Source organism: Paenibacillus sp. FSL R5-0407, assembly GCF_038009185.1.
In the GTDB taxonomy this organism is placed as follows: Bacteria; Bacillota; Bacilli; order Paenibacillales; family Paenibacillaceae; genus Fontibacillus; species Fontibacillus vini.
Genome location: NZ_JBBPAX010000002.1, coordinates 269795 through 285234, shown reverse-complemented (window position 1 = coordinate 285234; position 15440 = coordinate 269795). Strand labels below are relative to the sequence as shown.

Sequence of the window (15440 nt, the reverse complement as noted above, 5' to 3'; positions counted from 1 at the left end):
ACCTGATGGGAAAAAGATTTGCGGCCATGCTGCCTCAGCACATAGAGTTCATCTCCAAGCAGCATATATTTTTTGTGGGTTCCGCACCTCTCAGCGGGGAGGGGCATGTGAACCTGTCGCCGAAGGGATACGATTCGCTGCGAATTCTTTCGGAATCGGAGGCGGTATATCTGGACTTGACCGGGAGCGGCAACGAAACGGCGGCGCATTTGGCGGAGAATGGAAGAATAACGCTGATGTTCGCTGCGTTTGAAGGCCAGCCGCTCATATTACGGTTGTACGGGAAAGGACGGGTTATTCTTCCCGGCAATGAGGAATGGGAGAAGCTTGAGGGATATTTCCCCCCGCTCCAGGGTGCGCGTCAAATGATCCATATTTCCGTTTACGAGGTTCAAACCTCCTGCGGCTTCGGTGTTCCGCTGTTCCAATACGAGGGAGACCGGAACACCTTGATCCAATGGGCGGAGAACAAGGGAGAGGCGGGACTGGATGAATACCGGCAGCAGAAAAATGCCGTAAGTCTGGACGGTTTGCCATCTTCATACGGGGAACAGGCTTAAGTTAGAAGAAGTAGATAGAGAAAAGGGGAAGCTGTGCATGGAACTTATGCAAGGAAAACTTATTACTGTGGAAACGCTGCGGTCCGACCTTACCGCCCTTGGCGTAAGGGAAGGGATGACGCTGCTCGTTCATTCTTCCTTTAAATCGCTCGGACAATGGGTGGCCGGGGGACCGGTCGCAATGATTCTGGCATTGGAACAAGCTATAGGCGATACTGGAACGCTCGTTGTTCCGACGCATTCGAACGATCTGAGCGATCCGAGCGGATGGGAGAACCCTCCCGTCCCGATCGAGTGGTGGGACACGATCCGGGAGCAGATGCCGCCCTATGATCCGGACTTAACGCCACTGTGGCATATGGGCGTCATTCCGGAATTGTTCCGCAAGCAGAGCGGCGTGAAACGGAGCGGACATCCGCATGTCTCTTTTGCCGCAAGAGGAATTCATGCCGATTTCATAACCGATCACCACGGCTTGGATTACGGGCTTGGGGAGCAGTCTCCGCTGGCCAGGATTTATGAAGCGGAAGGCTGGGTCCTGCTGCTTGGCGTAGGCCATGCCAACAATACCTCGCTTCATTTGGCTGAATACCGTGCTGATTATCCCGGCAAAAAAGAAATCGGCAGCAGTGCGCCAATGATCCTCGAGGGTCAGCGGCAATGGGTCAAGTTCCGCGACATTGAAATCGACTCCGAAGATTTTGAGAAGATCGGTGCCGACTTTGAACGGGATACGGGCAAAGTGCTGCGAGGCAGCATCGCAGGCGCACCCGCCATGTTAATGCCGCAAAAGGCACTGGTTGATTACGCCGCAGAATGGATGACGCATACGAGAAAATAAAGTCCTGAAGCGCCAGGTTATCGGTTAATCGAATAGACCCATGCTCAGGTATCTTTCGCCGGTGTCCGGAGCGATGCATAATATCCGCTTTCCTTTGCCGAGTTTCCGGGCCAGCTGCATCGCCGTCCAGACCGACGCACCTGATGACGGGCCGACGAGGATGCCTTCCAGGGCGGCAAGCCGACGCGCGGTATCGAGAGCGTCTTTATCCTCGACCTGCACGATTTCGTCGTATACTCCCGTATTCAGAATGGGAGGAATAAAACCGGGACTGGTGCCTACTAGCTTGTGTGGTCCCGGCTGTCCCCCGGACAGGACGGGGGAGCCTTTCGGTTCGACAACGACGATCTGAATTTCCGGCAGATGTTCGCGTAAATATTCACCGGTGCCGGTTATCGTGCCGCCGGTTCCGGAAGTGGCGACAAACGCATCCAGTCTGCCATCCATTTGCGAGATAATTTCCGGACCCGTGGTCAGCCGGTGGACATCCGGATTCGCCGGGTTTTGAAACTGCTGGGGGATGAAGCTGCCCGGAATTTGCGATTGAAGCTCCAGCGCCTTCTCGATCGATCCGGGCATACGCAGAGCAGCAGGAGTTAATACGACCTCCGCGCCGTAGGCTTTAAGGAGGTTGATCCGCTCCAGGGTCATGTTGTCGGGCATGACCAGGATCGCTTTATATCCCTTCGCCGCAGCATTCATCGCAAGCCCGATACCGGTATTGCCGCTGGTCGGCTCAATTATTGTGGCCCCCGGCTGGAGAAGGCCCGCTTTCTCCGCCTCGGCGATCATATGAGAAGCGGCGCGGTCCTTCACGCTGCCGCTAGGATTGAAATACTCCAGTTTGACATAAACATCGGCGTCTTGTTCTCCGGTCATACGTCCCAACTTGACCGCCGGAGTATTGCCGACGAGTTCGGTGATGCTATTAAATGCTTTGCAGGTCATAGCAGGTAAAGCCCCACTTTCAGTACGGCTGATAAGAGCCGGGTTTTCTGTATATTCTACCCGTGTTGCCGATCACGTTCAAGCTAAGCAATAAATCAGTATCATGCGGGATTATCCTATGGTAAAGTAGGAATAACAACGAAGATGAGGCCACCAGCGGGTTTCATCTTTTTTTATTTTGATTAGTGATGAATTTCACAAATTGAAACGAGGGGATGTTGCAGATGGTTGAAGCAAGGAAAATGCCGCTCTCAGTGAAGCTGCTGATTGCATTGCAGGGCTTTTTAGGAATAGGGGCAGTGTTTGGAGGGGGGGCTTTAATTATAGATCCCAGCGGGCAGTTGCTCGGAATGCCGACGGAAATGATGAAGATCCCGCTCTTTTCCGACTTTTTGTTCCCCGGAATGATTCTGCTGCTCGTACTGGGGATCGGCCCGCTGGGAATTATGGTGTCACTGCTTCGCCAGCAAGCGTGGTCGCTGGGAGAGCGGCTCAATTTATTCAGGCCCATGCACTGGTCCTGGACGTTCTCCCTATATACGGCATTTGCTTTGATTATTTGGATTATGGTGCAGCTCTATATTATCAAAGAGACAGCAGTGATTCACCTTGTTTACATGATGCTTGGTCTGGCGATTCAAATCGTAACGCTGCTCCCGTCCGCAAGGAATTTCTATGAGCTTGAGGACGGTAGCGGGGATGGCATTACCATGACTTAAGCTCGGTCCGCTTCCAGGTGTCTTTCGCTACGCAGATGTACATATAGTTCTCGTCCCAGGCGATATCCCCCTGGTTGCCCGGAGAATTGGCCGATTCGGGAGTCTTCGATTCCCGGATGCGTATGCTGTCGCCGGCAACGTCAAGTTTGCTCTCGGGGGCATTGGTTCCAATGCCGACGTTGCCGTCGCTGCGGCTAACGGTCACTGCACTCTCAATGGCTTCACCTTTATCGTCATAACGGATAATGTTGAAATCAGCGCCGCTATTCCCGCCTTTTTCCCCGCTGTTTGTACGCAGGCTCCAAAGCGGAGTAGTCGCATTGTCCTTGCCCGTTTTGGCAAATTGGATATCCCGATTGCCTTCAGCGGCTACTCTGAGAATGCCGTCCATGACGTTGAAGTTGGAAGAGTGGGTGCGTATCTCCGCAACATCGGTGTCGTAAGGAATTTCAAAGCGCGTAAACAACTGGTCTTTGTTCTCCCCGTCGGGAGACATCGTAGTTTCGAATGATATATGCTTGTGGTCATGTTGTTCCGGATTGTTTGCTTTGTCATGTGAGACGATAGCCGTTTTGTCGTTTCCTTTTTCATCGGCCCATGAGATAGCCGGCTTGGCCCGTTCCGCGGTCCATTGCAGCCGGATGAGATCGGACAGATGACCTTCGGAAGCGACCCACTTTTGATCCGTCGACAGATGAATCCGTTCATTTTGCGGGAACGCTAAACCACCGCCCGGCAAAGAGGATTCTTGAAAAGAGGGCGCGGAAGAGGATGATGAACTTTCAGCGACGCCAAACAACTGGCATCCTCCTACAAAAGATAAACTAGCCCCTAACGCCGTCAGGGAGACAATTTTTATCAGCTTCATTTCATACTCTCCTTTTTTTTACAGGATTTGATTGAATTCCTATAGAGATAATTGTATTTTTTTGTTGAAATGACAATAGGTAATTTGAATGGAATCCCTGGGGAAATTCATCAGCTAATGGGTTTGATCCGTCTTGTGGGAAATTAGTACGAGAAACGAGGGACGTGAAATCGATGGAGAATTCAACGGAAAATCAATCTTTTGTGAAGTATGTGATTTTACTTTCGATGAATCCGGGAAGGAGCTTCAATGAGGAGTTAATCCGCAGTCATGTCGCCTATTTAAGGGAATTACAATCGATGGGAAAACTGGTAATGTGCGGACCCTTTGTCGATGTTCCCGGAGGGATGCTCATTATTCAGGCCGCCGATTTGGAAGAAGCCAAAGCTTTGGCGGAGCGTGACCCGTTCGTGAAATCAGGAACTGAGAACTATGAACTAAGGGCCTGGGAAATTTCCTGCGAAGCGAACAATCATTTGGGAATGGGGTAAAATAGGGGGCCTGTCAAGATGTGGACAATATTAACCGCAATTTGAAAGGCTATTGTATGAAAAATGCTTGAAAGCTTGCCTGCCAACGGATGAAGGCGGATTCCGAAAATCGAGTCATTATTTTCTGAAAAATGTGGATAATGTGCATAACCTAGTGGATAAATTCTACAATTTCAAAAAAAGCCCGAAAAAAACGACCTCAAGGGTCGCTTTTTTTGGAAATGCATCTTCAACACTGTGGATAACGATGTGTATAAAGAGATTATAAAGAATTTGAATTTTTTTTGAGAATTATTCTGCGGCAAGGGATTCCCATTCCTCATAAGCCGAGGACAATTCTAATTTGTTACTGTCAATTACCGATTGGCGCTCCTGAAGGGCAGTATAGTCCTGATATATTTCCGGGAGCATTAATTCCGCTTCTAGATTGGCGATTTCGCCCTCCAGCCGGGCGATGGTCTCTTCCAGCTGTTCCAGTCTCCGGAGACGAGCCCGTTCCTGACGCTTAGCTTGTTTATCCGCTTCATAATTGGCGGCCCCCGTCTTTCCGGTTGAAGCCTCCTCAACGGAACTTCGATCCTGGGGACCCGGTTTCGAGGCTTCACTGTTTGCCTGTTCCGCGGCAAGCTCCTGCAGTTCCTGTTTTTTCGCCAAGTAATCGTCATAATTACCCAGGAAATGTTCGGCACCGCCGGGATGAAGCTCCTCAATGCGTTCCGCCATCTTGTTCAGGAAATAACGGTCATGAGATATGAAGAGCAAGGTTCCGTCATAATCAATCAGCGCCGATTCCAGCACTTCCTTGCTGAACAGATCCAGATGGTTGGTCGGTTCGTCTAGGATCAGGACGTTAGCTTTTTGCAGCATCAGCTTGGAAAGGGCGATTCGGGCTTTTTCCCCGCCGCTTAAGGCAGAGATTTTCTTGAGCACATCCTCACCACTGAACAAAAAGTTGCCCAGCACGCTGCGGATTCGGGCCTCTTCCATATGGGGAAAGGCGTTCCAGACTTCCTCAAGCACGGTGTTTTGCGGGTTTAAATGACTTTGTTCCTGGTCATAATAACCAACCTTGACCTTGGTTCCCCAGGTGATCGAGCCGGCGGTCGGCTTCAGATCTCCGGTCAATATTTTCAACAGCGTGGATTTTCCGATTCCGTTCGGTCCGATCAGGGCAACCGTTTCTCCGCGCCGCAGGCTGAAAGACACGTTCTTGAATAAAGGAGATGACCCGGGCTCAAAGGCATAACTCAACCCATCGACTTGAAGTACATCTTTGCCGCTTGTGATTTCTGCTTCGAAGGAAAAGCTGGCCTTCTTCAGATCTCCTAACGGACGGTCCATGACGTCCATCTTCTCTAGGGCTTTCCGGCGGCTCTGTGCACGTTTCGTGGTTGAGGCCCGGACGATATTTTTCTGAATAAAAGTCTCCATTCGGGCGATTTCATCCTGCTGTTTCTCGTATAGCTTCATTTGGCTCTCGTACTCCGCAGCCTTCAGTTCAATATAACGGCTATAGTTACCGGTGTATCTGCGGGATTGATGCCGCTCGATTTCGACAATTGCCGTAACGAGCCGGTCCAGGAAGTAGCGGTCATGAGAGACGACAAGCAAGGCGCCGGAATAGTTGCGCAAATAATCCTCCAGCCAGGTCAGCGTCTGAATGTCCAGGTGGTTGGTCGGTTCGTCGAGCATGAGCAGATCCGGAGCCTGAAGCAGGATCCGTGCCAGGGCCAGCCGGGTTTTCTGCCCGCCGCTCAGCGTGGAAATCACGGTGTCCGGCGAAAAAGAGCCGAACCCCATACCATGAAGTACGCTGCGGATGCGGGTTTCGATTTCATAGCCGCCTTGATCCTTGAACCAATCTGATTTTATTGCATAGCGTGTCAGTAAATCCTGGTAAGCTTTATCGTCATGGGCCAAGCCCGGATCGGCGATCTGAATTTCCATCCGCCGGAGCTCCTGTTCCGTTTCCGTCAGATCGGAGAAGACATCGAGCATTTCCTCCCAAATGGTACGGTCCGATTGCAAGCCGCTATTTTGCGCCAGATAACCGACCCGCGTTTCTTTAGCTTTGAATATTTGTCCGCCGTCCGGAGTCAGCTCACCCGCCAGTATTTGCAGCAGGGTCGACTTCCCGGCGCCGTTCACGCCGACGAGACCGATCCGGTCCCGTTCAAGAACCTGAAGTCCGATTCCTCCGAGTATAGTGGTTACGCCGTATAATTTAGTAATGTCAGTAGCTTGAAGCAGCATATCAATTTCGATCCTCCTATATAACTCCCTCTCTATGAACAGTGTACATGAAATAACGTTCAAATGCACCGCTCATTCCTGTAGGGCAAGGGTTTGAAGTGTCCGGTTCAGTTTTCATTTTGCCTCAACAATGATACACTAAGGAAAGGTATAGCATGTCCCGTCCCTAAGGCGGAAAAGGAGTTATCGCATGAGCATCGGGGAAAGCAAAAGAGAGCTTAGAGCGGAGATGTCCCGAGTTCGTTCCGAGATCTCCGGGGAGTCCCGGAGTGCGCAATCGCTTGCTGCCTGTATGCATGCGGAACATGAAGTGATCGGACCGCTTCGGAATAAGCGAGACTCCGGGCTGACGGTGTTTACATATTTGTCGTTCCGCGATGAACCGGATACTCGCCCGCTTCTGAGGAGTTGCCTGGAACGGGGTGATACAGTCCTGGTTCCGAGAGTGACCGGAGACGGTATCATGACGCTGCATCGTATCGGCGGCGAAGAGGATCTTGCACCCGGAACCTGGGGGATTCTTGAGCCGGGAGAGGAAGTCCCTATATGGCCTGCCAGCCGCTACGGTGAGATTGATCTGGCCATAGTCCCAGGCTTGGCCTATGATCGGTGGGGAGGCAGGATCGGCTTTGGCGGAGGTTATTACGACCGCTTTATGGCCGAGTGGGCGACTCGGAGCGAAAGGGAAGCCAAGCGAACGGGTTTTGCGCTAAAAGCTGCGCTTGCCTTCCGGGAGCAAATTGTTTCGGGCCTCATTCCCATGGAAGAACATGATTTTAGACTGGATATGCTGTTTACGGCAACCGGTACCATATATATAGAAGGAAAGTAGTGAAGAACATAATGGATTCGGCAGAAGTCCAAGGCAAGATGACTCATTTTAACGAACAGGGAAGAGCCCGTATGGTAGATGTCTCCGGCAAGGAGTCCACGGTGCGTATCGCAGTTGCGGAAACGACGATCACCATGCTGCCTTCAACCCTGCTGGCCATCAAGGAAGGCAAGGTTGGAAAGGGCGACGTGCTCGCCGTGGCTCAAATTGCCGGAATACAGGGCGCCAAACGAACTTCGGACTGGATTCCGATGTGCCACCCATTGGCGCTGACCGGGGTGAATCTTGCATTCACAGACAATGGAGTCGACGAGCTTCATATTGAGGCTACCGTGAAAACGGAAGGAAAGACCGGAGTGGAGATGGAGGCGCTCACCGCGGTATCCGCCGCCGCGCTTACCGTCTATGATATGTGCAAGGCGCTGCAAAAGGATATGGTGATCGGACCAACGCATCTTCGTTCGAAGAGCGGCGGAAAGAGCGGGGATTACATTCGGGAGAGTTAGATACGACCGGACACAGGCGAATGATTAATCCCTGATTCATATATAAGAGGTGGATAAGGAGGGTGACTCATGGTTTGGAAGACTGCGATCCTAACGGCAAGCGACAAAGGAGCCAGAGGCGAACGTGAAGACACGAGTGCCCAGGTAATCCGGGAGCTTGTGGAGGAAGAACTTGGGGGCGAAATTGTGGAATATCGGATTGTTCCCGATGAGCCCGATGAAATTATTGCCGCCCTGATCGAGATGACGGATTATTTCCAAGCCGATCTGGTGTTGACCACAGGCGGTACGGAACTCGCGATTCGCGATGTAACCCCGGAGGCGACGCGGCGAGTCATTGAACGGGAAGTGCCGGGAATGGCCGAAGCGATGCGCTATACGTCGATGCAAAAGAACCGGGGTGCGATGCTGTTCCGCGGCATTGTCGGAATCCGCGGACGTACTCTGATCGTTAATTTGCCGGGAACGCCGAAAGGCGTGCACGAGAACCTGGCAGCCATCATGGATCAGCTTCCCGAAGCGCTGCTGATGGTCACGGGTCAATTCCGGCTTTAATCCGTATGGACTCCGGACCGGAAATGGATGCAAGATTGTCAGGCGGATGGACTAATTTTGTGATATAGGTTATGGTATTGTTAGGTATGTGAAAGGAGAGTCGGGGATGACAGCCGGATTTCTGTTAATCGTTATTGCAGCATTGCTTCTGTTTGGACCGAATAAATTGCCTGAACTGGGACGGGCGGTCGGACGTACGTTCCGGGAGTTTAAGAACGCTACCCAGGATATCGTGGATGATCATGATCAATCCGAAGCAAAGAAACCGGAGGCAGCCGCGGCTTCGACTCCGACTCCGCAGCCTGATAAAGCCGATCATCGTAGGCTTCCGGAATAGTAGTTGTCTTTATTAGCTTAACTATGTGAAATAATTGAACTGCTGTCCCTTCCTTGCCGGGAGGGATTTTGTGTGTGATATTCGTACCTGGATGGCGGGGAGGCAGGCCTATGGCTGAACAAAAAGATACTCAAAGCGTGGTCGATCATTTATCGGAACTGAGACGCAGATTGGTTTATGTCCTGTCCGTCTTTGTAATCGTTCTGGTCGCCGCCTTCTTTGTGGTGGACCCTATTTATCATTATGTAACTGTGAACGCCCTCTCCGGCGTCCGAATTGATCTAAACGCCTTTTCCTTCTGGGACGGGGTCGGCGTATATATGAAAATTTCTATGGTAGTAGCGCTGGGAATTACTCTGCCGTTTACGCTGTATCAGCTTTGGGCTTTTGTGAGCCCTGGACTGAAGCCGGCGGAACAGAAGGCAACGCTCAGATATATTCCGTTTGTGTTTATTTGTTTTTTGGCGGGACTGGCCTTCGGTTATTTCGTCGTATTTCCGCTTGCTATGTCCTTCACGGGTTCGCTCAACAAGCAGCTTGGACTGATTGAGACGTACGGAATGGCGGACTATTTCAAGTTTCTGATGAATATTGTCCTGCCGATTTCCCTGTTATTTGAGCTTCCGCTCGTCATTTTGTTCCTGACCCAAATTCGGCTTCTAAACCCGGTACGGCTCAAGAAGATGCGCCGGGTCGCTTACTTCATTCTTGTGGTGATCTCGGTTATGATTACCCCGGCCGACTTCTTTTCGGCGTTTTTGGTACTGATTCCGCTTATTTTACTTTATGAGCTTAGCGTGTTGTTGTCCAAACGTGTATATCGCAAGCAATTGGCTGCGGATGCAGAACGGGAACTGAAATATAAATAGGTTGGATTAAGAGGGACATGTCCGCACTTTGCGGCGTGTCCCTCTTGCCGGTTCAAGATTTGTCCGCCCGCTTCGGGCGAATAGGATGGAATATTTTTACGTGGCGGAGGATAAAATGGTGAGGGTGTGTTCGTCCGTATTTTTTTCGGAAAAGGAACAAAAATTGGATCAGGGACTTGAAATCTGACCTTAAGTTGAGTATCATAAAAGTGGTTATTAGCACTTGAGGATGTCGAGTGCTAATACATAGTTTACTTCAATCCATTAACACAAACATATTTAAAGGAGGCTATTTTTTCATGATCAAACCTTTAGGTGAACGCGTATTGGTAGAACCGATCGAACAAGAGGAAACAACAGCTTTTGGCATCGTGCTTCCGGACACGGCTAAAGAAAAGCCGCAGGAAGGTAAAGTAGTCGCTGTGGGCAGCGGCGCGCTGAAAGACGGAGTACGTGTACCTCTGGAAGTGAAGGAAGGCGACCGCGTGTTGTTCTCCAAATATGCCGGTACGGAAGTTAAATATGAAGGCAAAGAGTATTTGATTATGAAAGAAAGCGACATTCACGCGATCGTCGGCTAAGTCGGGTAGTCTTTTATAATGACCGAAACTTATAAGCAGTAAGCATAGCATCAAACCTATTCTTTACCATTCATCATTAACCAGGGAGGTAATTCAACAATGGCAAAAGAAATCAAATTCAGTGAAGAAGCCCGCCGCTCGATGCTTCGCGGGGTCGACACTTTGGCTAACGCAGTTAAAGTAACGCTCGGTCCTAAAGGCCGTAACGTGGTATTGGAAAAGAAATTCGGCAGCCCGCTCATCACAAATGACGGCGTGACGATCGCTAAAGAAATCGAACTGGAAGACGCTTTTGAAAACATGGGCGCTCAACTGGTTAAAGAAGTAGCTACCAAAACTAACGATGTTGCCGGTGACGGTACGACTACGGCAACGGTTCTGGCTCAAGCGCTGATCCGCGAAGGCCTGAAGAACGTAACTGCAGGCGCTAGCCCGATCGGACTCCGTAAAGGGATCGATAAAGCGGTTCGCACGGCAGTAGAAGAATTGAAGAAGATCTCCAAAACGATCGAAGGTAAACAATCGATCGCTCAAGTTGCCGCAATTTCCGCAGCTGACGAAGAAGTTGGCGAATTGATCGCTGAAGCGATGGAAAAAGTGGGCAAAGACGGCGTAATTACCGTTGAAGAATCCCGCGGCTTTGCTACGGAATTGGAAGTTGTTGAAGGGATGCAATTCGACCGCGGTTATGTATCTCCTTACATGATTACGGATACCGACAAAATGGAAGCCGTTCTCGACAACCCTTATATCCTGATCACAGACAAGAAGATCAGCAGCACGCAAGAAATTCTGCCGATCCTCGAGAAGATTGTTCAACAATCCAGACCGCTTTTGATCATTGCTGAAGATCTCGAAGGCGAAGCGCAAGCGATGCTGATCGTGAACAAACTGCGTGGTACGTTCAGCGCGGTAGCTGTTAAAGCTCCTGGCTTTGGCGACCGTCGCGAAGCTATGCTGCAAGATATTGCTGCTCTTACTGGCGGCCAAGTCATCACCGAGAAATTGGGTCTTGATCTGAAGAGCACTTCCGTGGAGCAACTGGGTAACGCTCGTCAAGTTATCGTTACTAAAGAAAACACCACAATCGTTGACGGCAGCGGCGACAAGAGCGACATCAGCGCTCGCGTCAACCAAATCCGTGCCCAACTGGAAGAAACTACTTCAGAGTTCGACAAAGAGAAGCTGCAAGAGCGTCTGGCTAAATTGGCCGGCGGCGTAGCGGTTATCAAAGTCGGCGCAGCTACCGAAACCGAACTGAAAGAGCGCAAACTGCGCATTGAAGATGCCCTGAACGCTACGCGTGCAGCGGTTGAAGAAGGTATCGTTTCCGGCGGCGGCGTAGCCCTCGTGAACGTATACAGCGCTGTAGCTGGCTTGAGCCTGGTAGGCGACGAGAAAACAGGCGCAGAAATCGTACTGCGTGCTCTGGAAGAGCCGGTTCGTACGATCGCTGCCAACGCTGGCGAAGAAGGCTCCGTCATCGTTGACCGTCTGAAGAAAGAACAAGTAGGCATCGGCTATAACGCCGCTACCGGCGAATGGGTCAACATGTTTGACGCAGGTATCGTCGATCCGGCGAAAGTAACCCGTTCCGCATTGCAATATGCTGCTTCCGTTGCAGGCTTGTTCCTGACTACTGAAGCTGTAATTGCCGACAAACCGGAACCTGAAAAACCAGCAATGCCTGACATGGGCGGCATGGGTGGTATGATGTAATAAAGGGTTCTACAACCCCGTAATACCGCAAGATGAAAGGCTCCCGAAAGGGAGCCTTTTTTGCATAAAATCATGTTCCCCACACGCGCTAGATGAAAAACGGAAGCAAAAACAAGCTGGTGATAAAAGGAAATGGGATGCGTCTGGAAAAAAAGCGGCGGCGTGGGAAAAAACCTGGATGGAATCCGAATTGTCTGTACGTAGATGCATTGGCCGGCATCCCCGCCATTTCTGATGAAGGAATGGCAAGAGTAATGTAGTCATCGCCAACATGTGCAATGAATCCGTCATAAGACTGTCCGTCGGAAGTTGTTATACCCACATATTTATTCATGCAGCTCAATGCGATTTGTTGATAATTGGTATCCATGAATAACCTCCTCGATATTTTTACTCGACTACAGTCTATGGACTTTTACCTATAACGCTCGCGGCAAATGCCCCTTGCTCAAAAATATAGTGGGTCCCTGGCCTGTTATTTTACTTTAAAAATTACCAGCTTTACCGGAGGAGATATTGGATACCATACCTTCTGGGAAGGATATGAAGATCGACTAGTCGTCTTCACTAAAATGGATGGTGTGGTGACAAATGATTAGAATCCTAAAGTTGATTGTATGTTTATCAATTTCTATTACCGGTTGTTTTTGGTGCGGAGAAGTTCATGCAAACGACAGTAAAGCAGAACAGGATATTGGGGTTTTTATAAAGCGGGTATATGAAAAAAGAGCAGAGGCAATGATTCACCAGAACGATCACGTTTTGGAGGATAATTACTTATCGGATAAAGCAAGTATAAACGCTCTTCATAATGAAAAAAGACGGATAAAATACATCAACTCATGGGCCGGCAAAAGATCGATCAAACTAGTTGACGCCAAAAGTGAAATTAAGATTGTGCGTGTAAAGCTCATGAATGAAATAGCTACTGTTTCCGTAGTCCAGTCCCTAAAAGTGAGTTATGATTACTTGAATAAAATCGTGCCGGTCCAATCTTTTGGAATAGGGACCCGGCATTTTATGACATTGAAAAAAGCAAATGGCGAGTGGATGATTTCGCGTGAATGGTATTTAGATCCACTGGATGAGAATCCCGATAAAATTGCGGAAACCGAAGATGGAGCAGCGCCGTCCGTTCCTAAAACCAAGAATATAGTCAACGGCAAAAGGTATAAAAGGCAGCAAGCAATAGCGTACGCAGACAAATATGCGGGAACGGCTTGGGGAGCCGGAAATAATCGCAGATATAACCCGGATTATAAGGATTATACAGGCCGGGGAGGGGACTGTACCAATTTTGCTTCTCAAGTGGTTGGAGACAAAAGGGGAGGCGGCCTTCCCATGACGAGCCAATGGCGGTACAACAAACAATCGGGTGGAACCCAATACTGGGTTAGAACGGATTCCTTCAAACAATTCCTTCTCAACAGCGGGTACGGAAAACAAGTTTTTAAAGGCGGGTATGAGCAAGTTGTAAAGCCGACAAAGGAAGATCCTAATGGTGCGATTGCGCGGTTACAGCCTGGGGATCTGATCGGTTATATCATTCATGGGAACGATATAGACCACTTTTCGGTGCTTGTTGGATATGATGAATATGGATACCCGCTCGTTAATTCGCATACCACAGATCGGTATAGAGTCCCGTTTGATCTCGGTTGGGACAGAAATACAAAATATGTTCTGGTCCATATTAAAGATTAAACAGTGCTTGTCAGCATAACTGAATTTGAAATGTAATAAAAATGAGGTATGCACATTGAGTCCCTGGGGGCGAATATGAACAAACCTCATTTATTATTACAATCTGCAATTAGAGCCAGTGCAATGGCATTGGTAAAGTTGCTTGGCTTAGTGGGCCGAATCATTCTTGCCAGACTGGTTGGTGCAGAAGGAATTGGCTTGTACCAAATGGGTTATTCGTTATACGGTTTCGTTATTATGCTTTTTGGAGGGTTGCCTACTGCTTTGGCGATTATTACTGCAAAAAAGCCAGCGCAAGGGTGGCAACTCCTAAAAATACTATCATTCGGCATAATCATTTCGGGCGGTATTCTTAGTCTAACTGTATTCTGGAAGTCTCCCCGGATCGCGGTGTTGCTTGGCAATCCGGATTTAAACGGCGCACTGAAAAGTATTGCACCGGCCATCTTTGCTGCTCCTTTACTGGGGCTGTTGCGGGGCTATCTACAGGGACTCGAACGGTTTAGTATGATTGCCGTTTCGGAAGTGGTTGAGCAGGCTTCTCGAGTGTTTCTGATGCTGTTGATTATTTACTATTGTCTGCCTTCCGGATTAGGGGCTGTTATTGGAAAAGGGTTATATGCCACTTTTTTGAGTGTGGTTATTACCTTCATATTGCTGACCATTTATATTTCTTATCACGGTTTATATTCTTCCGGTTCACAGCAAACTAAATCATCACTCCCTATCAACTGGTTACTTCGGGCGTCAATCATGATTTCGGTTACCCGATTGTTGGTTCCTGCCTCTGAATTTGTAGATTCGATTCTTATCCCTAACCGGTTAATGGCTTCGGGATACAGTCCTTCGGAAGCTATTTCGATTTACGGCATTATCACGGGGATGGCGGTTACTATGGTTTATACGCCCACGCTAATAACAGGAGCCCTTAGCCATACTTTAACCATGAGAATCGCCTCGCAGTGGCAGCAAAAGGAAAGAGTGAAATTTCATGAGCTTCTAAGGATCGCCATAAAATTAAGCTGGTTATGGGGATTGATTTCCGCTTCATTTTTATTTGTTTATGCCAAAGAACTTTCATTTTACATATTTCATACCGACAAGGCCGGTGAGTTAATCAAGTATTTATCGGTCATTCCAATTATTGTAGGGCTGCGAGAGATGACGACCAGCATACTTTGGGCTCAGGATGTTAAGAAGGTTCCCTTCCTAGGGCTTGCGATCGGGATAGGCTCTTCGACGATCATTCAGTTTTTTACATTGGCGATCCCTGGTTATGCTTACGTTGGAGCAGCAGCAGGTGTGTTATCCATGGAAATAGCTCCATTTATATTGAATATAGCGGTTTTTAAAAGAAACCTGAATATGATCAAAGTTTTACCTTCAGCATTGCTGGACGTTCTGGTAATCGGAGGAAGTATTATGGTGTTGGCACAAATAAAACCTAAATCAATCATAAGCTTCTCCGACTTTTTAATGAGCATTGTTTTCTTTTTTTCTATAACAGGGATTTATATGATTTTGCGGTGTAGAGACTTGAGAAATATGAGTTCAAAATAATCCGTAGTAGGTTCTTGCAGATATTTGAGAGTCGGCAGGAACTTATTAACGCGAAAACCAGTTCTTAGGACTTATAAGTACATAGGAATTTAGACCT

The 15440-nt window shown here is 49.1% G+C and carries 17 protein-coding genes; 13 read left to right on the top strand and 4 right to left on the bottom strand.

The features are described from left to right. Positions 1–5: 5 nt before the first annotated feature. Positions 6–560, top strand: coding sequence for a pyridoxamine 5'-phosphate oxidase family protein (locus NYE70_RS20620; RefSeq protein ID WP_213655441.1), 555 nt, complete (start codon positions 6–8; stop codon positions 558–560). Positions 561–597: 37 nt separating this feature from the next. Further along, a complete protein-coding gene (locus tag NYE70_RS20615; RefSeq protein WP_341047891.1) occupies positions 598–1401 on the top strand; it encodes an aminoglycoside N(3)-acetyltransferase in 804 nt (267 codons plus the stop codon). 24 nt (positions 1402–1425) lie between these two features. On the opposite strand, the gene cysK is transcribed toward NYE70_RS20615, so the two are convergent. Then, the gene (cysK, locus tag NYE70_RS20610; protein WP_213655443.1) at positions 1426–2349 is read right to left on the bottom strand and encodes a cysteine synthase A; all 924 of its coding nucleotides are present in this window, start codon (positions 2347–2349) and stop codon (positions 1426–1428) included. A 215-nt stretch (positions 2350–2564) separates the two neighbouring features. Between cysK and NYE70_RS20605 the strand changes: the two genes are divergently transcribed. Continuing rightward, positions 2565–3068 carry a hypothetical protein gene (locus tag NYE70_RS20605; RefSeq protein WP_341047889.1) on the top strand — a complete coding sequence of 168 codons (504 nt, stop codon included), beginning with the start codon at positions 2565–2567 and terminating at the stop codon, positions 3066–3068. Here NYE70_RS20605 and NYE70_RS20600 read toward each other — a convergent pair. Then, on the bottom strand, positions 3055–3936 hold the full coding sequence (locus NYE70_RS20600) for a hypothetical protein (RefSeq protein ID WP_211021651.1): 882 nt from the start codon (positions 3934–3936) through the stop codon (positions 3055–3057). The two genes, NYE70_RS20605 and NYE70_RS20600, sit on opposite strands and share 14 nt — an antisense overlap. Positions 3937–4109: 173 nt before the next feature. Here NYE70_RS20600 and NYE70_RS20595 point away from each other — a divergent pair, with 173 nt between their 5' ends. Next, positions 4110–4427 carry a YciI family protein gene (locus tag NYE70_RS20595; protein WP_211021652.1) on the top strand — a complete coding sequence of 106 codons (318 nt, stop codon included), beginning with the start codon at positions 4110–4112 and terminating at the stop codon, positions 4425–4427. 291 nt (positions 4428–4718) lie between these two features. On the opposite strand, the gene NYE70_RS20590 is transcribed toward NYE70_RS20595, so the two are convergent. Further along, positions 4719–6680, bottom strand: a complete 1962-nt coding sequence (locus NYE70_RS20590) for an ABC-F family ATP-binding cassette domain-containing protein (protein ID WP_211021653.1) — start codon at positions 6678–6680, stop codon at positions 4719–4721. 190 nt (positions 6681–6870) lie between these two features. Between NYE70_RS20590 and NYE70_RS20585 the strand changes: the two genes are divergently transcribed. From NYE70_RS20585 to groL, 7 genes are all read left to right on the top strand, one after another. Continuing rightward, positions 6871–7512 (top strand): 5-formyltetrahydrofolate cyclo-ligase, encoded by a 642-nt coding sequence (locus NYE70_RS20585; RefSeq protein WP_290408276.1) that lies wholly within the window; start codon positions 6871–6873, stop codon positions 7510–7512. Positions 7513–7550: 38 nt separating this feature from the next. Then, complete coding sequence (gene moaC / locus NYE70_RS20580; RefSeq protein ID WP_341048941.1) at positions 7551–8018, top strand: cyclic pyranopterin monophosphate synthase MoaC; 468 nt, start codon at positions 7551–7553, stop codon at positions 8016–8018. 69 nt (positions 8019–8087) lie between these two features. Beyond that, positions 8088–8573 carry a MogA/MoaB family molybdenum cofactor biosynthesis protein gene (locus tag NYE70_RS20575; RefSeq protein WP_213655445.1) on the top strand — a complete coding sequence of 162 codons (486 nt, stop codon included), beginning with the start codon at positions 8088–8090 and terminating at the stop codon, positions 8571–8573. Between the two features lie 106 nt (positions 8574–8679). Continuing rightward, complete coding sequence (locus tag NYE70_RS20570) at positions 8680–8910, top strand: twin-arginine translocase TatA/TatE family subunit (protein WP_211021656.1); 231 nt, start codon at positions 8680–8682, stop codon at positions 8908–8910. Positions 8911–9020: 110 nt separating this feature from the next. Further along, a complete protein-coding gene (gene tatC / locus NYE70_RS20565) occupies positions 9021–9779 on the top strand; it encodes a twin-arginine translocase subunit TatC (RefSeq protein WP_211021657.1) in 759 nt (252 codons plus the stop codon). 299 nt (positions 9780–10078) lie between these two features. Then, positions 10079–10360 carry a co-chaperone GroES gene (gene groES, locus NYE70_RS20560; protein ID WP_114496573.1) on the top strand — a complete coding sequence of 94 codons (282 nt, stop codon included), beginning with the start codon at positions 10079–10081 and terminating at the stop codon, positions 10358–10360. A gap of 99 nt (positions 10361–10459) precedes the next feature. Continuing rightward, positions 10460–12079 carry a chaperonin GroEL gene (gene groL, locus NYE70_RS20555; RefSeq protein ID WP_211021658.1) on the top strand — a complete coding sequence of 540 codons (1620 nt, stop codon included), beginning with the start codon at positions 10460–10462 and terminating at the stop codon, positions 12077–12079. Positions 12080–12167: 88 nt separating this feature from the next. Here the strand turns inward: groL and NYE70_RS20550 are convergent, their stop codons facing one another. Continuing rightward, positions 12168–12449: a phosphatidylinositol kinase gene (locus NYE70_RS20550; RefSeq protein ID WP_211021659.1), complete on the bottom strand. Its 282-nt coding sequence runs from the start codon at positions 12447–12449 to the stop codon at positions 12168–12170. Positions 12450–12670: 221 nt separating this feature from the next. Here NYE70_RS20550 and NYE70_RS20545 point away from each other — a divergent pair, with 221 nt between their 5' ends. Next, positions 12671–13783 carry an amidase domain-containing protein gene (locus NYE70_RS20545; protein WP_341047885.1) on the top strand — a complete coding sequence of 371 codons (1113 nt, stop codon included), beginning with the start codon at positions 12671–12673 and terminating at the stop codon, positions 13781–13783. 75 nt (positions 13784–13858) lie between these two features. After that, a complete protein-coding gene (locus tag NYE70_RS20540) occupies positions 13859–15343 on the top strand; it encodes an oligosaccharide flippase family protein (RefSeq protein ID WP_341047883.1) in 1485 nt (494 codons plus the stop codon). The last annotated feature ends 97 nt before the right edge of the window (positions 15344–15440 follow it).

Bases quoted from the DNA above. Each gene is read 5' to 3' on its own strand.
- NYE70_RS20620 (WP_213655441.1), top strand. From the start codon at position 6: ATGGGAAAAAGATTTGCGGCCATGCTGCCTCAGCACATAGAGTTCATC.
- NYE70_RS20615 (WP_341047891.1), top strand. From the start codon at position 598: ATGGAACTTATGCAAGGAAAACTTATTACTGTGGAAACGCTGCGGTCC.
- cysK (WP_213655443.1), bottom strand. From the start codon at position 2,349: ATGACCTGCAAAGCATTTAATAGCATCACCGAACTCGTCGGCAATACT.
- NYE70_RS20605 (WP_341047889.1), top strand. From the start codon at position 2,565: ATGTTGCAGATGGTTGAAGCAAGGAAAATGCCGCTCTCAGTGAAGCTG.
- NYE70_RS20600 (WP_211021651.1), bottom strand. From the start codon at position 3,936: ATGAAGCTGATAAAAATTGTCTCCCTGACGGCGTTAGGGGCTAGTTTA.
- NYE70_RS20595 (WP_211021652.1), top strand. From the start codon at position 4,110: ATGGAGAATTCAACGGAAAATCAATCTTTTGTGAAGTATGTGATTTTA.
- NYE70_RS20590 (WP_211021653.1), bottom strand. From the start codon at position 6,680: ATGCTGCTTCAAGCTACTGACATTACTAAATTATACGGCGTAACCACT.
- NYE70_RS20585 (WP_290408276.1), top strand. From the start codon at position 6,871: ATGAGCATCGGGGAAAGCAAAAGAGAGCTTAGAGCGGAGATGTCCCGA.
- moaC (WP_341048941.1), top strand. From the start codon at position 7,551: ATGACTCATTTTAACGAACAGGGAAGAGCCCGTATGGTAGATGTCTCC.
- NYE70_RS20575 (WP_213655445.1), top strand. From the start codon at position 8,088: ATGGTTTGGAAGACTGCGATCCTAACGGCAAGCGACAAAGGAGCCAGA.
- NYE70_RS20570 (WP_211021656.1), top strand. From the start codon at position 8,680: ATGACAGCCGGATTTCTGTTAATCGTTATTGCAGCATTGCTTCTGTTT.
- tatC (WP_211021657.1), top strand. From the start codon at position 9,021: ATGGCTGAACAAAAAGATACTCAAAGCGTGGTCGATCATTTATCGGAA.
- groES (WP_114496573.1), top strand. From the start codon at position 10,079: ATGATCAAACCTTTAGGTGAACGCGTATTGGTAGAACCGATCGAACAA.
- groL (WP_211021658.1), top strand. From the start codon at position 10,460: ATGGCAAAAGAAATCAAATTCAGTGAAGAAGCCCGCCGCTCGATGCTT.
- NYE70_RS20550 (WP_211021659.1), bottom strand. From the start codon at position 12,449: ATGGATACCAATTATCAACAAATCGCATTGAGCTGCATGAATAAATAT.
- NYE70_RS20545 (WP_341047885.1), top strand. From the start codon at position 12,671: ATGATTAGAATCCTAAAGTTGATTGTATGTTTATCAATTTCTATTACC.
- NYE70_RS20540 (WP_341047883.1), top strand. From the start codon at position 13,859: ATGAACAAACCTCATTTATTATTACAATCTGCAATTAGAGCCAGTGCA.